18 protein-coding genes, 1 tRNA gene and 1 other RNA gene are annotated in these 19,726 nt (G+C 71.3%); 4 read left to right on the forward strand and 16 right to left on the reverse strand.

All coding sequences use genetic code 11. The features are described from left to right. Positions 1-121: 121 nt before the first annotated feature. The 6 genes from F8568_RS13105 to F8568_RS13130 all read right to left on the reverse strand — a co-directional run bounded on the left by F8568_RS13105 (position 122) and on the right by F8568_RS13130 (position 5,029). Positions 122-790: a TetR/AcrR family transcriptional regulator gene (locus F8568_RS13105; RefSeq protein WP_151593829.1), complete on the reverse strand. Its 669-nt coding sequence runs from the start codon at positions 788-790 to the stop codon at positions 122-124. Positions 791-907: 117 nt separating this feature from the next. Further along, positions 908-2,008, reverse strand: coding sequence for an aspartate-semialdehyde dehydrogenase (locus F8568_RS13110; protein WP_236008711.1), 1,101 nt, complete (start codon positions 2,006-2,008; stop codon positions 908-910). Between the two features lie 352 nt (positions 2,009-2,360). After that, positions 2,361-3,635, reverse strand: a complete 1,275-nt coding sequence (locus F8568_RS13115) for an aspartate kinase (RefSeq protein ID WP_151593830.1) — start codon at positions 3,633-3,635, stop codon at positions 2,361-2,363. Positions 3,636-3,681: 46 nt separating this feature from the next. Continuing rightward, entirely contained in the window at positions 3,682-3,837 is a 156-nt protein-coding gene (locus tag F8568_RS13120; protein ID WP_160573603.1) for a hypothetical protein, read from the reverse strand. A gap of 41 nt (positions 3,838-3,878) precedes the next feature. Further along, positions 3,879-4,565, reverse strand: a complete 687-nt coding sequence (locus tag F8568_RS13125) for a DUF4132 domain-containing protein (protein ID WP_151593831.1) — start codon at positions 4,563-4,565, stop codon at positions 3,879-3,881. Beyond that, complete coding sequence (locus F8568_RS13130) at positions 4,502-5,029, reverse strand: hypothetical protein (protein WP_151593832.1); 528 nt, start codon at positions 5,027-5,029, stop codon at positions 4,502-4,504. Before F8568_RS13130 ends, F8568_RS13125 begins: the two co-directional genes overlap by 64 nt. A 167-nt stretch (positions 5,030-5,196) precedes the next feature. Here F8568_RS13130 and F8568_RS13135 point away from each other — a divergent pair, with 167 nt between their 5' ends. Continuing rightward, complete coding sequence (locus F8568_RS13135; RefSeq protein WP_151593833.1) at positions 5,197-5,730, forward strand: cupin domain-containing protein; 534 nt, start codon at positions 5,197-5,199, stop codon at positions 5,728-5,730. Positions 5,731-5,753: 23 nt separating this feature from the next. Here F8568_RS13135 and F8568_RS13140 read toward each other — a convergent pair whose 3' ends face one another. The 4 genes from F8568_RS13140 to F8568_RS13155 all read right to left on the reverse strand — a co-directional run bounded on the left by F8568_RS13140 (position 5,754) and on the right by F8568_RS13155 (position 9,136). Next, positions 5,754-6,302, reverse strand: a complete 549-nt coding sequence (locus tag F8568_RS13140) for a DUF5063 domain-containing protein (RefSeq protein WP_151593834.1) — start codon at positions 6,300-6,302, stop codon at positions 5,754-5,756. Further along, positions 6,295-6,894 (reverse strand): recombination mediator RecR, encoded by a 600-nt coding sequence (gene recR, locus F8568_RS13145; protein ID WP_151542562.1) that lies wholly within the window; start codon positions 6,892-6,894, stop codon positions 6,295-6,297. Before recR ends, F8568_RS13140 begins: the two co-directional genes overlap by 8 nt. 123 nt (positions 6,895-7,017) lie before the next feature. After that, entirely contained in the window at positions 7,018-7,413 is a 396-nt protein-coding gene (locus F8568_RS13150; protein WP_236008724.1) for a YbaB/EbfC family nucleoid-associated protein, read from the reverse strand. 406 nt (positions 7,414-7,819) lie between these two features. Beyond that, positions 7,820-9,136, reverse strand: coding sequence for a hypothetical protein (locus tag F8568_RS13155; RefSeq protein WP_160573604.1), 1,317 nt, complete (start codon positions 9,134-9,136; stop codon positions 7,820-7,822). A gap of 689 nt (positions 9,137-9,825) precedes the next feature. Between F8568_RS13155 and hemC the strand changes: the two genes are divergently transcribed. Beyond that, positions 9,826-10,731 (forward strand): hydroxymethylbilane synthase, encoded by a 906-nt coding sequence (gene hemC, locus F8568_RS13160; protein WP_202124903.1) that lies wholly within the window; start codon positions 9,826-9,828, stop codon positions 10,729-10,731. Positions 10,732-10,737: 6 nt separating this feature from the next. On the opposite strand, the gene F8568_RS13165 is transcribed toward hemC, so the two are convergent. After that, complete coding sequence (locus F8568_RS13165; protein ID WP_151593836.1) at positions 10,738-13,269, reverse strand: DNA polymerase III subunit gamma and tau; 2,532 nt, start codon at positions 13,267-13,269, stop codon at positions 10,738-10,740. Positions 13,270-13,326: 57 nt separating this feature from the next. After that, positions 13,327-13,422, reverse strand: an RNA gene (gene ffs, locus F8568_RS13170) — signal recognition particle sRNA small type. Between the two features lie 58 nt (positions 13,423-13,480). Here ffs and F8568_RS13175 point away from each other — a divergent pair. Together F8568_RS13175 and F8568_RS13180 are read left to right on the forward strand one after the other, a co-directional pair. Further along, on the forward strand, positions 13,481-13,825 hold the full coding sequence (locus F8568_RS13175; RefSeq protein ID WP_151593837.1) for a DUF952 domain-containing protein: 345 nt from the start codon (positions 13,481-13,483) through the stop codon (positions 13,823-13,825). A 10-nt stretch (positions 13,826-13,835) separates the two neighbouring features. Then, positions 13,836-13,920 (forward strand) — tRNA-Ser (locus tag F8568_RS13180). A 1,763-nt stretch (positions 13,921-15,683) separates the two neighbouring features. On the opposite strand, the gene F8568_RS13185 is transcribed toward F8568_RS13180, so the two are convergent. The 4 genes from F8568_RS13185 to F8568_RS13200 all read right to left on the reverse strand — a co-directional run bounded on the left by F8568_RS13185 (position 15,684) and on the right by F8568_RS13200 (position 19,691). After that, complete coding sequence (locus tag F8568_RS13185) at positions 15,684-16,919, reverse strand: tyrosine-type recombinase/integrase (RefSeq protein WP_151593838.1); 1,236 nt, start codon at positions 16,917-16,919, stop codon at positions 15,684-15,686. 15 nt (positions 16,920-16,934) lie between these two features. Beyond that, positions 16,935-17,141 (reverse strand): helix-turn-helix domain-containing protein, encoded by a 207-nt coding sequence (locus F8568_RS13190; RefSeq protein ID WP_151593839.1) that lies wholly within the window; start codon positions 17,139-17,141, stop codon positions 16,935-16,937. A gap of 205 nt (positions 17,142-17,346) precedes the next feature. After that, on the reverse strand, positions 17,347-19,329 hold the full coding sequence (locus F8568_RS13195; protein WP_151593840.1) for a DUF3987 domain-containing protein: 1,983 nt from the start codon (positions 19,327-19,329) through the stop codon (positions 17,347-17,349). A gap of 89 nt (positions 19,330-19,418) precedes the next feature. Beyond that, entirely contained in the window at positions 19,419-19,691 is a 273-nt protein-coding gene (locus tag F8568_RS13200) for a hypothetical protein (RefSeq protein WP_151593841.1), read from the reverse strand. Positions 19,692-19,726 lie beyond the last annotated feature (35 nt).

Consider the following 19,726-nt stretch of genomic DNA (forward strand, 5'->3'; position numbering starts at 1 on the left):
CTTCAACTCGTCGTCGATCCGGGCATAGAGTGCCGTTGCGAGGGTGTCTAGGTCTGTCTTCACACACTGACATTGGACGCCCTCGCCCCATGTCCGCAGGCGAACCCTTGGACTCATTCATCTAGGCGCGGACCTCGCGGATGATGCCGACGAGCTCGCGCGTCACGGACTTGAAGCCGGGCAACCGCGACATCGACACCATCCGGTCGACGAGCGGGACGGTCCGCTCGACCAGCAGGTACGTCTTGCGGCAGCCGGGGGAGCTGTCGTGCACCCAGTACAGGACGATGCCCATCGAGTAGATCCACAGCAGCTCCGGCAGCTCCTTGCGGAACTCCTTGTCGATCTTCAGGTCGGAGCCGTCGACGACCTCGCGGTAGATCGCCACCGCGGAGTCGCGGGCCGGACCGGACTCGGCGCTGAACGGGTTGAGCGGGCTGGTGGGCTCGGCGGCGAACTTGAAGAACTTCCCGGCGAACTCGTGGTAGGGGACCATCGTGTCGACGCGGGCCTTCAGCACGCCGAGCAGGCGGGGCGCGAACCCGGTCTCGGCGTCGAGGACGGCGCGGCAGGCGGCGAGGTGCTCGTCCTGCAGCTCGTCGTAGTACGCCTGGATCAGCTCTTCCTTGGACCCGTAGTAGTAGTAGGCGTTGCCGACCGAGACCCCGGCCTCCTTGGCGATCGCGCGCATCGTCGTCGCCTCGTAGCCGCGCTCGCGGAACAGCCGGAGCGCGGTCTGGACGATCAGGGCCCGGGTCTGCTCGGACTTCACCGCCTTCGTCTCGGTCACGCATGCCACCCTACGGCCCCGATCGGACGTCCCGCAGACGCCGCGTCCGGCACCGGCCCGCGACCGCCGCGAACGCACCGGCGTTTCCGACGGCGGTCGGCGCAGCGCTCCGGGCCGTCACGGGGTGAGGTCGGCGGCGACGAGCTCGGCGATCTGGACGGTGTTGAGCGCGGCGCCCTTGCGCAGGTTGTCGCCGCACAGGAACAGCTCCAGCGCGCGCGGGTCGTCCAGGGAGCGGCGGACCCGCCCGGCCCACGTCGGGTCGGTGCCGGCGGCGTCGGACGGGGTCGGGAACTCCAGCATCTCCGGGTTGTCGCAGAGCACCACGCCGGGCGAGCGGGCGAGCACGTCCTGCGCCTCGCGCCGGTGGACGCGCTCGCCGAAGACGGCGTGCACGGCGACCGAGTGCGCGGTGACGACGGGGACCCGCACGCAGGTCGCGGTGACCTTCAGCTCCGGCAGGCCGAGGACCTTGCGGCACTCGTCCCGGATGCTCAGCTCCTCCGAGCCCCAGCCGTCCTCGGCCGGGTCGCCGGTCCACGGGACGACGTTGAGCGCGAGCGGCGCCGGGAACGGGCCGAGGTCGCCGACGACGCCGCGCACGTCGCCGGCGCGGTGGCCGAGCGCCCGGTCGCCGCCGACCTTCTCCAGCTGCGCGTACAGGGTGTCGGTGCCCGCGCGGCCCGCGCCGGACGCGGCCTGGTACGACGCGACGACCAGCTCCCGCAGCCCGTACCGCTCGTGCAGCGCGCCGAGCGCCACGATCATGGACAGGGTGGTGCAGCCGGGGCCCGCGAGGACGCCGCGCGGACGGTCCCGGACCAGGCCCGGGTTCACCTCGGGGACGATCAGCGGGACGTCCGGCGCCGCGCGGAACGCCGGGGACCCGTCGACGGCGACGGCGCCGCGCGTCACCGCGACCGGCGCCCACCGCGCGGCGACGGCGGGGGGCACCGCGAACATCGCGATGTCGGCGCCGTCGAAGACCTCGGGGGCGAGCGCGGCGACCTGCACGTCCTCGCCGCGGACCCGGAGCGTGCGGCCCGCCGACCGGGGCGAGGCGGCGAGCCGGATCTCCCCGTACACGTCGCGGCGGGTGGACAGCAGGTCCAGCAGCGCGGCGCCGACCGCGCCGGTCGCGCCGACCACGGCCAGCGTGGGCGCCCGCCGCCCGTCGCGTCCGGTCCTCGGCCCGGCGGTCGAGCCCATGGTCGCCATCACCCCTCGTCGGTCGGGTCGTCCGCCGCACGCGGCCCCGCACTGTGAACTTCCGCGGGGTGCGGCCGGTTCCCGGACGAGGGTGCCATGGCGCGGCGCGAGAATTTGCGCCATACGCCCCATAACGGCGGCACGGTCCCGGAAAAGCGGCGCGGGGCGCCCACGGCGTACGGTGCGGCCCCCGACCCGGCGGGGAAGGGGCGGGGCCGACATGGCCGGGGCGTACCGGGGACGGCTCGGGCAGCTGGCCCGGCAGGCGGACGTGTTCCTCGTCGCGGGCGACCACAGGACGTCCTGTGCGGCCCGCGACCGGGCGTCGAAGGGCCGCGGCGGGCTGTGCCGCCGCGCCGCGTCAGCGGCCGGTGCCGCCGTAGACGACGGCCTCGACCTGGTCGACGTCGAGGTCGAACGCGTGGTGCGCGGCGGCGACCGCGGTGTCCACGTCGTCCTGGGCGACGACCACGGAGATCCGGATCTCCGAGGTGGAGATCATCTCGATGTTCACCCCGGCGTCGGCGATCGCGGCGAAGAACGTCGCGGTGACGCCCGGGTGCGAGCGCATCCCGGCGCCGATCAGCGAGACCTTGCCGATCCGGTCGTCGTAGCGCAGCGACTCGAACCCGATCCGCTCCTTCAGCTTGTTCAGCGCGGTCAGCGCGGACTGCCCGTCGCTCGCCGGCAGCGTGAAGGAGATGTCGGTGCGGCCGGTGGACGCCGCCGACACGTTCTGCACGATCATGTCGATGTTGATCTCGGCCTCGGACAGCACCGTGAAGATCGTCGCGGCCTCACCGACCTTGTCGGGCACCCCGACCACGGTGATCTTGGCCTCGCTCCGGTCGTGCGCGACCCCGGAGATGATCGCCTGCTCCATGTCCTGTCCTTCGATCTCGCTGCTGTCGACGACCCACGTCCCCTCCTTCTGGGAGAACGAGGACCGCACGTGGATCGGGATGTTGTACCGGCGCGCGTACTCCACGCAGCGCAGATGCAGGATCTTCGCGCCGGTCGCCGCCATCTCCAGCATCTCCTCGTAGGAGATCTTCGGGATCTTGCGGGCCTGCGGGACGATGCGCGGGTCGGCGGTGAAGACCCCGTCGACGTCGGAGTAGATCTCGCAGACATCGGCGTCCAGCGCCGCGGCGAGCGCGACCGCCGTGGTGTCGGAGCCGCCGCGGCCGAGCGTGGTGATGTCCTTGGTGCCCTGCGAGACGCCCTGGAAACCGGCGACGATGCAGACCGCGTTCTCGTCCAGCGCGCTGCGGATCCGGCCCGGCGTCACGTCGATGATCTTGGCTTTACCGTGCGTGCCGTCGGTGATGACCCCCGCCTGGGAGCCGGTGAACGAGCGGGCCTCGTGGCCCAGGTTCGCGATGGCCATGGCCAGCAGGGCCATCGACATCCGCTCGCCCGCGGTGAGCAGCATGTCCAGCTCGCGGGCCGGCGGGAGGGGGCTGACCTGCTTGGCCATATCGATGAGATCATCCGTCGTGTCGCCCATCGCGGAGACCACGACGACGACGTCGTTCCCCGCCTTCTTCGTCGCGACGATGCGCTGGGCGACCCGCTTGACGCACTCGGCGTCGGCGACGGAGGAGCCACCGTACTTCTGCACGACAAGAGCCACGGGTGGGCGCTCCTCGGATCGGGGTCAGGCGTACTGACCGACGAGTCTACCGAGGCCGCGCCACTGGATCACGAGCAGGTAACTGCGCCCCCCGCTGGAGCCGGACCGGGTTGGCGAGCGCCTTGAACACGTCCAGCAGCTCGGCCGAGACGGCGTCCTCGGGGACGTCCTCGGCGGGATGCGCGTTCGTCGTCATGGTCACCCGCAGTCTACCCGGACGTTTCGCAGAACCTCGATATGACGTCAGGACGTGGCGCGCGCCAGCTCCCCCAGCACCTCCGAGGCGGTCACCGGGTCCAGGTCGCCGATCGGCCGGAACCCCTCCCGGGCGCACCCGTCGCCGGTCTCCGGCCGGTCCTCCACCCAGATGGCCTCCAGCCGCTGCCCCGAGGCCATGCCGATGTCCAATCCCGGATTCAGGTGGACGTTGACGTACAGCCCGCGGGGTACCGCGCGGTACATGCTGTGCTGGATGCCGGCGTCCATGGGGTCGCCGCGCCGCCAGCCGCGCTGCTCCAGCGCGAACACGGCTCCCGGGGCGAGCGCGGCGCCCTCGAACCGCGCCAGCCGCCGGGCGGCGCGCTCGGCCTCGGTCAGCGTGTGCACCTCCCGGCCGAGCTGCGGGAACGGCTGCAGGATCAGGTAGTCGGCGAACAGCGCCGACCACGCCTGCACCGCGCCGCCGAGCTCCAGCGGATGCGGGATGCCGACGCGCGCCGACTCCGGCAGGGACACCTCGTCGTCGGCGGCGTCGGCGAACGTCCGGTCCTCGGCCACCCGGAACGCCACGGCCTCGGCTCCGTCATCGGCACGGCCCTCGCCGCCGTCCTCGGCGAGCCACACCAGCCGCCGCGCGACGTGCCAGATCAGCGGATGCTCCACGAACAGGCGGCGGAACTCCCCGGCCGTCCAGCGGCGCCGCGCCACCATCGCCGCCTCCAGCCGGAGCCGAGCCGCCCCTGCTCCGCCTCCGCGACCCGGACGCCCGGGAACCCCCAGCCGAGCCCGCTCAAATCGGCGAACGCGCGCGCCGCGAACGGCAGCCCGTGCTCGGTCACCCACGCGTCCGCCAGCGGCGCCGCGAGCTTCTCGACGACGTGGTCCCACCGCGCGTCCTCGGCCAGCAGCGCCGCACCCACGGCCGCGCCCAGCGGGTTCGCGGCCCCGGCCAGGTACTCCTGCGCGGCGGCGGCCGGTTCCGGGGCGACGCCGTCGCGCTCGCCGACCGGCCGCTCGCGCTCCAGCGCGCGGAGCCGCTCCCGCACGTCCGCGGCGGCGCCCGGGTCGACCTTGATCGCCGGCCCGGGGCGCCCGCCCCGGCGCGGGAACATCCGCCGCCGCCACGCGTCCGGAAGGACCAGAACGTCTTCGTCCGGAACCGGAAGATCAGCCATGCCGCACACCGTAGGACAGCCCTCCGACACCCGCCCGCCGATCCGCCGAACGGCCGGATCCGGTGGCCGGCCGGAAGGATGAAGCCACAGGTCAGGGGTGCCTTGACTTGATATTTCGGCGGTTCGCAGACTGGGAGTGAACGAAGCGTCCGTCAGGAGGCAGGACCATGACGCACAGCGGAACGACCTCCCGCGCGCAGGCCGCGCAACTGACCGTGCTTCGACCCGGCGCCGGACGCGTCGGCGACCTCGGCGCCATCGGCGTGCAGTTCAAGCTCTTCGGCGCCGACACCGGTGACCAGGTGGCCATCGTGGAGCACCCGTTCCCCGTAGGGGCGCTCGTCCCGCCCCACCGGCACACCCGCGAGGACGAGTTCTCCATCGTCACCGCGGGCGAGATCGGGTTCCGGTCCGGCGACGAGGAGGCCGTCCTCGGCGAGGGCGGCTACATCAGCAAACCCCGCGGCGAGCTGCACGCCATGTGGAACGCGGGCGACATGCCCGGCCGCATGATCGAGGTCATCAGCCCCGCCGGGTTCGAGCACTTCTTCCTCGACCTCGCCGACCTGGTCGCAGGCGGCCCGCCCGAACCCGCGGCGATCGACGAGCTCGCCGGCCGCTACGGGCTCAGCTTCGGCCGGCCCGACTGGCTGCCCGGCCTCATCGACCGCTACGACCTCACCCCGCCCCCGTTCGGCTGACCGCCCTCGGAGGCCGAGGGCCGTCACTGGGCTACGGCGGCCTCCTGGGCCACGGCGAGACGGTCGTTCGCGACGTAGGCGTGCAGCGCGCGCAGCGACGCGCCCGCGTGGTTGCCCCAGTGGTTGAAGTACGAGTACTGCCACCACCACAGCGCCTCGAGGGGACGGTCCTGGTTGTAGTGCCGCAGCCCGTGGACGAGGTCGCTGGCGACGTCGACGAGGTCGTCCGACAGCCGGTAGGGCGTCGGCTCGGTGTCCTTGTACGGGTCGAACACCTCGACGTACTCGTCGAGGTCGCCGAGCCGCTCCGCCAGGCCCGCGCGGACCGCGTCGAGGTCCGGGTCGTCGCCGATCTCCGGCTCCCAGTTGTCCGGGAGGATCACGTCGGCGCTGGCGCCGAGCTGCGCGCCCGCCAGGATGACCTGCGAGACCTCCAGCAGCAGCAGCGGGATCGTGTGCGTCCCGCCGTCGCCGCGCGCGACGGCCTCCAGGCCGTTCAGGTAGTTGTCGACGTGGCACGCCACGCGCTCGGCGAGGGCGTTCCAGTCCTGCGGGCTGTTGGCATCAGACATCGAGCAGCCTCCGTCCTTCGAATGCGCGTCCCAGGGTCACCTCGTCGGCGTACTCCAGGTCACCCCCCACCGGCAGGCCGCTGGCCAGCCGCGTGACGGTGAGTCCCATGGGCTTGACCAGCCGGGCGAGGTACGTCGCCGTCGCCTCGCCCTCCAGGTTCGGGTCGGTCGCGAGGATCAACTCCGTGACCGTGCCGTCCGCGAGCCGCTGCATCAGCTCCCGGATCCGCAGGTCGTCCGGGCCGACGCCCTCGATCGGGCTGATCGCGCCGCCCAGCACGTGGTAGCGGCCGCGGAACTCGCGGGTCTTCTCGATGGCGACGACGTCCTTGGACTCCTCGACCACGCAGATGACCGACGGGTCGCGGCGGGCGTCCCGGCAGATCCGGCACTCCTCCTCTTCCGCGACGTTCCCGCACGTCCGGCAGAAGCGGACCTTGTCCTTGACCTCCTTGAGCGCCTTGCCGAGGCGCTCCACATCGGCCGGATCGGCGGCGAGGAGGTGGAAGGCGATCCGCTGCGCGCTCTTGGGGCCGACGCCGGGCAGCCTGCCCAGCTCGTCGATGAGGTTCTGGACCACCCCTTCGTACAACGGACCCCTCCTTTCGGTTCGGTGATCTGGTCGCCGGCCGGTCCGCGCGGCCGGCGCCCGTCAGGCCGGTCAGGCCGGTCGTGCCGGTCGAATCATTCGGGTCGGTCGGGCCGTTCGGATCGGTCAGGCGCCGGGGCCGCCGCCGAGGCCGGGGAACCCGCCGGGAATCCCGCCGCCGCCCGGCGCTCCGCCGCCCCCGAGGCCGGGGATGCCGCCCCCGCCGCCGAGGCCCGCCGCGAGCGGGCCCATCTTCTCCTGCTGCAGCTCGGCCGCCTCCCGGGCCGCGTCGCGGATCGCGGCGAGCACCAGGTCGGCGACGGTCTCGGCGGTGTCGGCCGGGTCGTCGGCGTCGATCACCTTCGGGTCGATCGCCAGGCCCATCACCTCGCCCTGGCCGTTGACCGTCGCGGTGACGAGCCCGCCGCCCGCGGTGCCCTTCACCTCCGCCTCCGCCAGCTCCCGCTGCGCGGCGAACAGCTGCTCCTGCATGGCCTGCGCCTGCTGCAGCAGTTCCTGCATGTTCAACTGACCACCGGGTTCCACGGTGCACCCCTCTTCCGGCCCCCTCGGAAGGGCCTTCTCTCTCGCGACCGCGCCGACCACCGGACGTCCGTCCCCCGAGACTACGGGGTCACGGGCTGATGCGGTACGTGCGGGCCGCCCGATGTCCCCTCCGCGCTCCCGGCAGCCGTCGATCTTCCGGACGATCCGGCCGCCCGGTCCCCCGCGCCCTGGAATCCGGTCCGGAATACGGCAAAGGCGCGCGCCCTAAGGCGCGCGCCTCCCGGCTCTGCGGTCCGCCTCGTTCGGAGGAGGCCCCGGCCGTTCGTCGGGTCCGTCCGGGTGGGCCGCCGCCCGGCCCCGCGTTCGAGCGGGGCCCGGGCAGCGGCGTCACCTGATGTTCGGTCGCCGAGGCGACCGCAGGTCAGCGGGCGACGGCAGCCGCCTCGCTGTGGCCCTTGGCAGCGGCGTCGCCAGAGTCGCCGCCCTGGCCGCCGGCGCCGCCGACGGTGCTCGACTTGTTCCAGGCGTCCCCGCTGTCGCCGGTGTCGCCGGTCTTGCCGGAGTCGCCGGACGTGGCGACGGCCACCAGCAGCGCGTGCTCGTCGTGCTTGCCGCCCTTGCCGTGCTCGTCGTGCTTGCCGTCCTTGCCGTGCTTGTCGTGCGGACGGCTGACGTTGACGGCGGTGTTCCCGCCGGTGGAGCCGGAGTCACCGGAGTCGCCGGTCTTGCCGGACACGGCGATGTTCTTGCTCTTGGCGTCGCCGCCGTCGCCGCCCTTGCCGGTGTCGCCGCTCTTCGCGACGGACTTGTTGCCGGACTCGGCGGCGGCGTTGCCGTCGCCCTTGTCGTCACCGTCCTTCGTCGCGAGCCGGTAGCCCTCCTTCTCCGAGGACTTCTCGGCGCTCTCGGCGCCGCTCACGGCCTGGGCCTTGCTGTGGCCCTCGGCGGCGGCCTTGCCGGAGTCGCCGCCCCGGCCGCCCTTGCCGCCCTCGGTCTGCGAGAGGTTCCCGGCGTCGCCCGAGTCACCGGTCTTCCCGGTGTCCCCGGACTCGCCGGACGTGGCCGCGGCCCCGCACTTGCCCATCACGCAGATGTTGTAGGCCTTGTTGCCGCCGGTGGAACCCGAGTCGCCCGAGTCGCCGGTCTGGCCGGAGACAGCGGTGTTCTTGCTCTTGGCGTCGCCGCCGTCGCCGCCCTTGCCGGTGTCGCCGCTCTTCGCGAGGGACTTGTTGCCGGAGGCGGCGGCCGCGTCGCCGCCGCCGTTCCACCCGCCGTACTTCTTGGCGTAGACCACCGCCGCGGCCTCGGACTTGCCCTTCGCGAGGCTGTTGCCCGAGTCGCCGCCGCGGCCGCCGTTGCCGCCCTCGGTCTTCGACTTGTTGAAGGCCTTCCCGCTGTCGCCGGTCTTCCCGGTCTTGCCGGAGTCGCCGGACGAGCCGTAGGCCACGCAGTCCGACATGACGCAGAGGTTGCCGGCGGTGTTCCCTCCCGTCGAGCCGGAGTTGCCGGAGTCGCCGGTCTTGCCGGACGCGGCGGCGTTCTGGCTGGCCGCGTCGCCTCCCTTGCCGCCGTGACCGGTCTTGCCGCTCACCGCGGCGCTCTGGTTGCCCGAACCGGCGTTCGCGTTGCCGCGGCCGTCGTGGCCGTCCTCGCCCGCCTGCGCGGCGGCCTGTCCCAGGAAGAAGATCCCGCCGATGGAAGCCGCGACCAGCAGGCCGCGCTTGAGATTGTCGATCATGAGGTGGTGCACATCCCTTTCGGAGAACAGGAGTCCCTCCGTCCGGTCGCCGACCTCGGCGAGGAGGGACTCGGAAGCCGGCGCCGACCGGAGCGGCCCTGGCGCCGTGTCCGTGAAGGGGGGTGACATGGTGGAAGAGGGTTCAGTCCGGGGGGCGCCCGGGCGTGCCGGCCGTCCGTACCGCCGGGCTGTGGCCTTCGACCGCGCCTCGCCGGCGTTCGCCGATCAGTGCCCGCATTCACTCCTCCTCCGGAGTGCCGGCGGCATCGCCGCCTGTAATCGATCTTCCACTCTACGTGCAGGATAGCGCCGGACCTGCAGGTCATCGAGGATCGCCCCCGTGTTCGCGGCGATGTCGGGGGAAGCCCGCGGGCATCCGAGAGGGGGCGTCCGTCCCTCGCTGTTCCGCGTGCCGGGGCTTGATCGCGTACCCGGGAGGTCGCCGAGGAGCCATAAGGTCGGCACGGTTGAATCCCGTGGGAGAACCGGCGCGCCGCACCGGCGGGGGACACCCCGAAGCGCGGCAGAAGGGGACGAATTTGACGGGCGAAGGTGAAGCGGAAGCCCCGGCTCAGGGGGTGGCGGCTCGGAGGGCGGCGGCTCAGGCGGCGGCGACCGCACCGGCGCCCACCGGCTCGGGCGCGGGCGAACCGGCGTCCGCGTGGCGGGACGGCGGCGGGGTGCTCCGGTTGGGCACCCGGACCTCGCGGCTGGCGATGGCGCAGGCCCGCGGGGTGGCCGCCCGGTTGCGGGAACTCGCGGACGTGACGGTCGAGGTGGTCGGCATCCAGACCTCCGGCGACCGGCACCGGGGCCACCTGGGCGAACTGGGCGGCAAGGGCGCGTTCCTGCGCGAGATCGACCGGGCGCTGCTGACGGGCCGGGCCGATGTCGCGGTGCACTGCCTCAAGGACGTGCCCGGCGACGTCCCCCGGCCCGGCGAGCTCGTCTTCGCCGCCTACCCCGAACGCGACGATGCCGCCGACGTGATGCTGTTCCCGGCGGGGAGCAAGGTCCAGTGCATGGCGGATCTCGCGCCGGGGGCGCGCGTGGGCACCTCGGCGGTGCGGCGCCGCGCACAACTCGTCCGGGTGCGGCCCGACCTCCAGGTCGAGTACCTGCGCGGCAACGTGGATTCGCGGCTGGAACGGCTGGACTCCGGCGAGTTCGACGCCATCGTGCTGGCGCGGGCCGGCCTCACGCGCCTGGGGATCGACCGGCCGGGCGAGACCCTCGGCATCCTTCCCGCCGTGGGGTCGGGGGTGCTCGCGGTGGAATGCCGCCGCGCCGACTCCGACGTCGCCGACCTGGTGCGGCTACTGGACCACCGGGAGACGCGGCGGTGTGCAGGCGCGGAACGCGCGATGCTGCACGGCCTTCAGGGGCACTGCAACAGCCCGATCGCCGGCCACGCCCGGATCGGACGCGACGGGCGGCTGACCTTGCGCGGGATGGTGTTCACGCAGGACGGCACGCGGTTGGTGCGGTCGGAGGAGTCCGGCCCGCCGGAGAAGGGCGAGGATCTCGGCGCCCGCGTGGCCGCCGACCTGCTGCGCAAGGGCGCCCGCGACCTGATCGACGCCATCCCGCACTGACCCGGGTCAGGAGTTGTCGATCTCGCGGATGATCTGACCGCCCAACTCCCGCTGGATGAGCGCCATCCCGCTCATCTCGGCCTCGGTGCCGTCCGCGTCGGCGTCTCCTTCCGGGTCCACCTCGTCGCTCTCGTCCACGGGGGACGGCTCCGGAGGCGGCGGCGGCTCGTCCGGCGGCGGCGGAAGCGGCCCCGGGTCCCCGGCGGCCGCGCCCGCACCGAACGCGTTCCCGCTGCTTCCACTGCCGTTTCCGTTCCCGTTCCCGTTCCCGCCGGGAGCCGGGCGCGGCACGGCGTTCGAGGGCGGCCCGCCCTGCTGAGGTCCGCTCTGGCTCGTTCCGCCGCCGAAACCGGATGGTGTCCTTGCCGCCGTCGTCGGCGCGGTCGTCGCCGTCGTCGCCGTCGAGCCGAAGCCACCGGGGGACGGGGAAACGCCCGGGGAAGACGATCCGAAGCCGCCCCCGCTCGAGGAAGCCGACCCGAACCCGCTACCGGGCCCGCCACCGGCGCCGAACCCGCCGCCTGGTCCGGTACCTGGCCCGCCGCCTGCGCCGGACCGTCCGCCGCCCGGGCCCGTGTTGGGTCCGGGACCGCCCTGGCCGCGTCCGCCGCTCCCCGCGCCGCCGGACACCGTCTCGATCCGCCAGTCGACGCCCATCCGCTCCCGGAGGACCTCGCTGAGGATCACGTCACGGTTGCCGTTGACGAACCCGAGACGGTTCCCCTCGGCGTCGAACGCGAGGGTGAGCACGCGCCCTTCCAGCGACGCCGGCCGCACCCCGGACATGATGACCATCCAGGTCGCGCGGCTCTTCTGCTTGACCGCCTCGATGATGTCCGGCCAGTAGCGCTGCACGGTGGACACGTCCACCCCGCCGCCGCCGGAGGCCTGCCCGGCCCCACCGCCGGATGCCGGCTGCCGGGCGGTACCAGCGGCGGCCGTCTGCCCGGCGCTACCTGTGGGGGCCGCCTGCCCGGCGCCACCTGCGGGGGCCGCCTGCCCGGCGCCACCTGCGGGGGCCGCCTGCCCGGCGGTACCGGCAGGGTGCGCCTGCCCGGCGGTACCGGCGGGGGGCGCCTGCCCGGCGCTGCCTCCCGTCGGGGGGCGGTTATCCACAGAACCGCGTTCCGCTTCCGCCGCGCCCCGTGGGTGCTCGACACTGGAAGTGGGGTCGCCCCCCTGGGCGGGCGGGGGCTGCCTTCCCTCAACTCCAGAAGCCGCAGGGGCGCCTGTTACCGGAGGCGCGCCGGCCGCAGCGGCACTTCCCGGGGCGGGTGCGGGGGCGGAGGCGGGGTCCGGGTGCGAGGACGGCGAGAACGCGGCGAACGCCTGGCTCAGGCCGTCGCCCGGCGCGGCGCCCCCGCCACCGAGACCGCCCTGCGCGGCCTGGCGTTCGAGACGGTCGAGGCGGGCGAACATGGACGCCTCGTCCTCGTACGCGGCCGGCAGCAGGATCCGGGCGCAGATCAGCTCCAGCAGCAGCCGCGGGGACGTGGCGCCGCGCATCTCCGTCAGCCCGGTGTGCAGCAGGTCCGCGGCGCGGGTCAGCTCCCCGGGCCCCATCGAGGACGCCTGCCGCCGCATCTGCTCCAGTTCGTCCGGCGGGACGTTCAGCAACCCCGAGCCGCCCGCCTCCGGGACGTTCGAAAGGATCACCAGGTCGCGGACGCGTTCCAGCAGGTCCGCGGTGAACCGGCGGGGTTCCTGACCGCTCTCGATGACGCGGTCGATCGCGGCGAACACGGCGGCGCCATCGCGGGCCGCGAACGCGGCGATGACCTCGTCCAGCAGCGTGGAGTCGGTGTAGCCGAGCAGCGAGACGGCCCGCGCGTAGGTGATGCCGTTCTCGTCCGAACCGGCGAGGAGCTGGTCGAGGATCGACAGGGTGTCGCGGGCGGATCCGGCGCCCGCCCGGACCGCGAGCGGCAGCGCGGACGCCTCGTACGGCACGTCCTCGGACCGCAGGATCTCCTCGACGAGTTCGGTCAGCACGCCGGGCGGGATCAGCCGGAACGGGTAGTGGTGCGTCCGGGACCGGATCGTGCCGATGACCTTCTCCGGCTCGGTGGTCGCGAACACGAACTTCAGGTGCGGCGGCGGTTCCTCGACGAGCTTCAGCAGCGCGTTGAAGCCCTCGCGGGTGACCATGTGCGCCTCGTCGATGATGTACACCTTGAAGCGCGCCGACACGGGCGCGAAGAACGCGCGTTCGCGCAGGTCGCGGGCGTCGTCGACGCCGCCGTGCGAGGCGGCGTCGATCTCGATCACGTCGATGTGGCCGGTGCCGGACGGGCCGAGCGCGACGCAGGAGTCGCATTTTCCGCACGGGTCAGGCGTGGGTCCCTGCTCGCAGTTCAGGGAGCGGGCGAGGATGCGGGCGCTGGAGGTCTTGCCGCAGCCGCGGGGGCCGCTGAACAGGTAGGCGTGGTTGATCCGGCCGTTGCGCAGCGCTTGCTGGAGGGGCTCGGCGACGTGCTCCTGCCCCTTCAGTTCGGCGAAGGTCGCTGGCCGGTACTTGCGGTACAGAGCCAGACTCATCGGGGGTCCGCCCTCCCTCGAGAAGCAGAGCGTCACGGGCGCGGTGGCGCGGCGAAAGCAAGGGACCCCCCGCACACCCGCCAGAGCCTGCTTATCCTTGCTGCCTTCCGGCCCTGGGGAGGTTCACAGGGTGACGCCGTGCGAGGGGTCTGCACAGAGTCTATGGCATCGGCGGCGAGGGTCGGGACGGTTGCCGCGTACTCTCCCGTCCATGACCGACGCAGCGCAGCAGACGCTCCTGCACATCGCCGAACGCCGCCATTGGGAGTCCGCGCGGGACTCGGGTGTGTCGTACACCATGTCGACGCTCGGCCGGACGCTCGACGAGGAGGGCTTCGTGCACTGCTCGTCGGACATGGGCCAGGTGGACGGCGTCCTCGGCCGCTTCTACGGCGCCGTCCCCCGGTCGGACCTGGTGCTGCTGGTCATCGATGTGGCGCGGCTGGACGCGCCGGTCCGCCACGAGCGGGTCGGTGACGAGGTCTTCCCGCACGTGTACGGGCCGATCCCGGTCTCCGCCGTAATTGGTGTCAGGTCACTGCCCGGGAACCGGTAGGCTCTCCCGTGGAGGATTCGCCTAGTGGCCTAGGGCGCACGCTTGGAAAGCGTGTTGCGTGCAAGCGCTCGCGAGTTCGAATCTCGCATCCTCCGCTCGCCTGACCAGGCAGAACATCCGAGGGCGGTTCCCGAGCGGGGACCGCCCTCAGCGCTTCTAGTCTCAGTTTTAGTCTCAATTCGCGCCGTCCAGTGGACGGAGCGGGCACCCGTCCGCACGTACGGCCGCGCGATGCACGGCCGTACGTGGACGGCGAAGCCCTACTTGAGGATCTTGTGAAGCGCGGCGGCCGCCGCGAGGCCGGCCCCGATCCCCGTCACGGGAGCAGGGACGACCGCCACGGCGTGTGTCGCGGCCACGCCGTGGCCCGCAACATACGAGCACACGCCGATGAAGGCCCATCGCAGGGGCAGCCGCTCGGGCTCGTCGGGACGCTGCGGCTCGTCAGGACGCTTGGCAGCGTCCGGAGGGTTGCTGTGTCGACCGTGGCTACGCCAGGGTAGGGTCATTGAAGTGTCCTTCTCTCGACTAGTACCCGGGATCGGACGCGAGAGCGGCTCCCTTGCCAGAGGGAGCCGTTCGCGTATGTGGAGTGGGGCATTCGCCAGCTGGCGCCCGCCGCGTTAGCTAGCTAACACACGGTCCCGCCCGTTCCAGCCCATAGGGGCCTCCTGCCGACATATGCCACCCCGCCACCTCTCCCCCTCACTCTAGAGGGGCTCTAGATGCGTCTGAGGTCGACGCTGTGGCACCACCATACCGCGCCCCGACACCTTCGGCGGCAAGCCGGAGATAGGCCCTCAGAAACGCTTACAGGGCCGCGTGTCGCGAGCGAAATCTCCGGCCAGGGTGGTATTTACGCGCCCGCGCGCGGCACCCGCGCGCGAGTAAACCACGGGCAGCCGACTTCCCCCCATGTCTGATGGATGTGGTACTTCGCGCGTGCGCGCGTGATACCACATCACTATCCCCGGAGCGGTCGGTCGTTCCACTCAGGAGGGGGCAACTTCAAGTTGCCCCCTCAATCCCTGTACACGTTGAGGTCTCCGGAAGTGCCGGGAGCCTCACGATTGGCATTCAACGCCCCCGCACGCGCGCGGATGATTGAGGCTTACGCGCCCCCGCACGCAGGCGGCACTGATCCCCGCACCCCCCCCGCACGCGCGCGGATGATTGAGATTTACGCGCCCCCGCACGCAGGCGGCACTGATCCCCGCACCCCCCCGCACGCGCGCGGATGATTGAGATTTACGCGCCCCCGCACGCAGGCGGCACTGATCCCCGCACCCCCCCGCACGCGCGCGGATGATTGAGATTTACGCGCCCCCGCACGCAGGGATGGTCGCAGCGACATGGGAGGGCCAGATAGCTAGATATTTGGCTCCCCGCGCAGGTGGGGGAGGGTCGCCGTCCTCAGCCCCTCAGACTGTGGACATGCTTGGGGAGCCATGCCGTGATCACTGACCTCACCTCGCAACACGTGGTAGACGCGCGCACCTGCGTAGATAGATAGGCATCGACACGGCCACGGGTCCGAGTTGGAGTGTCCGCAGCTAGTTGCATTGATCTCGTAGCGCGTGCTACACGCGCGCGCATACGCGTAGATAGATACGTCTGATCCATCCTCGGCCGACAACGAGCCCCCCGCGCACGTAGGGATGGAGCCCTACGCACGCGGGGTGGTTGACCTCGCCACGCGCCAGCGCGCACTTGGGGATGGTTGGCTGAGTCGTCCCTCGCCGGCGCACCCCCGCTCCCCCTGCACAGACCTCGCGACTCAGCATTCCGACTCCCGCAGGGCTCTGGGCCGGTCAGGCATTCCGGGTCCATTCGAGTCCCGTGCGCGACGTTGTAAGTCCTAGTCCTCGTCTTCGTCCTGACCGGCCTGCCAGAGGAGGCCGCCGACGCGGGCTGCCACGTCGTTGCGGATGGCGTCGCTCATGTGCTGGTAGCGCTTGGCCATAGAGGCGCTCGACCATCCCATGATGGCCATCGCGGTCGGCGTCGGGACTCCGAGGATGAGGAGGACCGTCGCGGCCGTGTGCCGGGCATCGTGCAGCCGAGCCTCGCGGAGGCCAGCCGTTACGAGGAGGGTTTTCCACTCGTGGTAGTCGGTGAAGGGGTTGAGCGGTTCCCCGTCTGGCTTGGTGAAGACGTATCCCTTGTCGGTCCAGAGTTGCCGTGCCTGCTCACGCTCGGCGTCCTGTTGGGCCTTGTGCTGTTTGAGGAGCTCCAGGAGCGGCGCGGGGAGCCCGATCATTCGACGTCCGGCCTTGGACTTGGTCCGGCCGGTCTCCGCCCGGACCTGTTGCCGCTGCGGGCAGTATCCCGCCATACGGCGTCCGCAGGACTCGCCCTTGCAGCCGTGGACATACTTCGGGCGGAGGCGGCCACGTCGGATACGGATCATGCTGGTGGTGAGGTCAACGTCCTCCCACTTGAGGCCGAGAGCTTCGCCCTGGCGGAGACCGAGGGCGAGTGCGAACACCCAGCGAACACCGTTGCGCGGCTGGTCCTCCGCGACCTTGAGCAGCTTCTTAATCTCGGCGATCTCGTACGGCTCGAACTCTTCCTCTTCCAACCTCGGAGGGGTGGCGAGAAGAACGGGGTTGGTGCCGAGGTGGCCACGTTTGACGGCGACGTTCAGGGCGTTTCGAAGCGTGCGATGCACATGATGAGCCGTACCCGCCGAAAGTCCCTGTTTCTCCTGCATCCTGGCGTACAGCGCCTCGCAGTGTTCGGGCGTGAGTCTGTCCAGGCGGTGAGCGCCAATGCCGGGGATGAGGTGCTTCTCGACGTCCACGCGGTAGCCGGAGTGCGCGTTCTCCGAGATCTTCGGCGGGGTTGCGATGTTGTCTATCCAGTGCCGTAGCCACTTCTCGACCGTCCAGCGCTGTCCGGCCTTGGGCACCCTCCCCTTGTCTCGAAGCTCCTCCAGCTTCTTGACCTTCGCAGTGACCTCGGCCTTGGTCTTGGCCATGACGTGACGCCGGTCGGGCTTACCGTCATCTTTGGTGCCGACCGTCACTCGGCCATGCCAGTACCCATCCTTGCCCTGGTAGATGCTGGATCGGCCATTGGCGTTGCGTCCCATGATCGTTCCCTCCGGCTAGTTGTGCTGAGCGGCGGCCATGAGGCCGGAGACGTAGGCGGTGAGGCATTCGGCGGGAATCCGGCGTAGACGGCCGATGGTCACGCTCTGGACTTCGCCGGACGTGATGAGGCTGTACATCTGCGTTCGGCCGATCTTGAGTCGGCGAGCGGCTTCCTCGACGGTCAGGAGAAGCTCTGAGTCCGGGGCGGCGAGTTTCGCCAAGACGGAACCTCCGAGTTAGCGTCCGATTACGGGGCGTCGCATGGGTTTGGGCGGGGCGGAGGTCTACAGCGGTGAAGCAGGTCAGCGGAATCGAGCAGAATTCGCCGCAATCGCCTTTCTGTTGAATTCCGCTGACGTGGTGTGCCGCTGACATCGACTGCGGGGCCTCTGGTGACGTGACGGTCTGTGAGCGGTCGCTCGGTGGTCATCGCGTCCCTGATGTCGCGTCGGGGTGTGTCTCGTAGACCGGTCCGGCCTTGCGGCCTCGGCCGGTTTTGGGGGGCGTGGGGATGCGCCGGGTCCAGCCGTGGGACTCCAGGATGCGGAGCCCCGGGTCTAGGTCGGTGACCTTCTTGAAGCGGCGCAGGGAGGACAGGACGTCGCGTGCGCCGAACTGTGTGGTCGCCGTTCGTTGAATCCATTCAAGGAGGGCGCGGGCATCGGCGACGGCCGGATCCGCTCCGATGGCGTCGTATGCGGCCTGCGCATGGACGGTGAAGTACTCGCCGATCTGGCGGGCGTTCTGGAACGTGGCGAGGCTGATCGGCCGGTCCCAACCGGCGCGGAAGTGCTCGGCGAGGTGGAGCAGAGCTGCGATGCGGAGGACGGCGCCGACGTACTTGCCGCCCCAATCGGTCATGTGGGCGAGGTCGCCGGTTCCGGGGCGGAAGCGTGGCTCTGTCTCGGTCAGCAGGGCGAGTGCGGCGGCCTCGGCGTCCGGGGAGAAAAGGAGCGTTGCCGGGTCGGAGAGCCCGTGCAGGGACAGGACCAGTGCCGTGACGTTGGCGCGGTAGGTGTCGGTGATGTGCGGGGGGATGGGTTCGGGGTTGGGGTCGCGGTAGCCGAGCAGCGACTTGGGCACGGAGTAGAGCAGCCGGCCGAGTAGTCCCTGTTCGAGGAACTGGGGCGTTTCGCCGAGGCGCGTGAGAACACCGGGTTGCGTGCAGATTCCCAGGGTGATCGTGGCTGCGGGGATGCGTTCGGAGGGGCGCCCCATGCGATCGATGCGCATTTCCTCGCCCGCGTGTCCGGACTTGAGGACGGCGAAGTTCGGGGCGCCGGAGTAGCGTCCTGCGGCGATCGAGAAGACTTCGCCTTCCGGCGAGAGGATCGCGAACCGGCCGCCTTGCTCGGACAGATGAGAGGTAAGGCGTTCCACCGTGGCGTCATCGGAGAACAGGCACGGTTCGGCCGGAACGGTCGCCTCGTCCAGCGCGAGACGAGCCGTGGTCGCCTCGTCCAGGGCGGCGGCCTGCTGGGTGGCGTCGATGGCGCTTGCGGCGGCCTTCTCGGTCTTTTCGGCGTGTGCTTCGGCGACGCGTCGGGCAATGACCGCCTCGGCAATGACGGGCTTGGCCTGCTCGACGAGGACCGATTCAGCGGCCCGGATCGGGGCCGTCATGTGCTTGTAGACCTCAGACTTGCGGTTACCGGGAGGCAAGACGACGAGCATGAAGAGGTTTGTCGGTTCGGTCCAGGCGGGGCCCTGTACCCAGACCTTGCCTCCGGCCGCGACGCCGAGAACGGCGAGCGCGAGTGATCCGGCGAGATCCGCCGGAGTCTGGGTGACCTCGGCGAGGCGGGCAACGTATTCGCCTAGCCAGTCAGGAAATGCCCAGACCGGGAACGTCGGCAGGTCCGGAGTCGCGGACAGGGGCGCAGGGGTCGGCCAACCCTGCGCGTCCACTGCGGCGAGTGCGGCGACTTCGGCGGCGACGGCGCCTCGGAAGTCGGATTCGGTGTCGCTGTTGGCGCCGTAGCCGAGCTGCATAAGGCGCGTCCCGGTTTCGATGACGCGACGGGCGTAGGCGAGGCTGCGAACGAGCTGGGCGTAGTACGCGGCGTTGGTGGCGCTGGGTACCTGGCTGATGAGCGTGTGAAGGTACGGGGCGCCCCCGACCTTCGCGAGTTCCCGCGCGTCGATGGCGGTTGCCACGGCGACGGGCTCAAAGGGGGCGCCTCGGTCGGCGAGGCCGATGACGCCGTCCCAGATGATCCGGTGTCCGGGGCGGTAGAACTCGCTGCCGTCCAGGAGCGCACGAACGTCCGGGAGCGCCAGCGGGGAGAGCATGACCGCGCCTAGAACGTGCTGCTCCGCTTCGATGCTGTGCGGAAGCGGCCGGATGAACTCGGCGAGGTCGGAAGGGGTGTCCGAGTGGCTATCGACCGGGTGAAGCGATGGCGTCATGATGAATGGGCCTCCGTCGGTTAGTGATCGGTAGGGGCGCGGCCTCGGTGCTCGTGCTTGGTGGCTGTGGCACCGGGGCCGCTCTGTCGCTAGTGCTTGCTGCGGCTCCGGGTGTTCGCCAGGTACGTCCAGAGGCGGCGGCCGAGACGGACCTGAGCGGCGCGTCCGCCGCACCTGTCGCAGTAGCGCCACGCGCGGCCGGACGGCGAGCGGAAGCGTCCGGCACCCCCGCACTTGCGGCACGCTCGGAACGGCCAGACGAGGCAGTGAACGACGTAGGCGACGAAGGCGACGAGGGTGAGAAGGACGAACGATCCGGCGTCCGCTCCGCTGTCGCTAGCGGCGACGATGATGGGGGTCACGGGTCCTCCTGAGGGTGTTTCGGGCATGGCTGCGC

It is taken from the genome of Actinomadura physcomitrii, assembly GCF_008923205.2.
Taxonomy (GTDB): domain Bacteria; phylum Actinomycetota; class Actinomycetes; order Streptosporangiales; family Streptosporangiaceae; genus Spirillospora; species Spirillospora physcomitrii.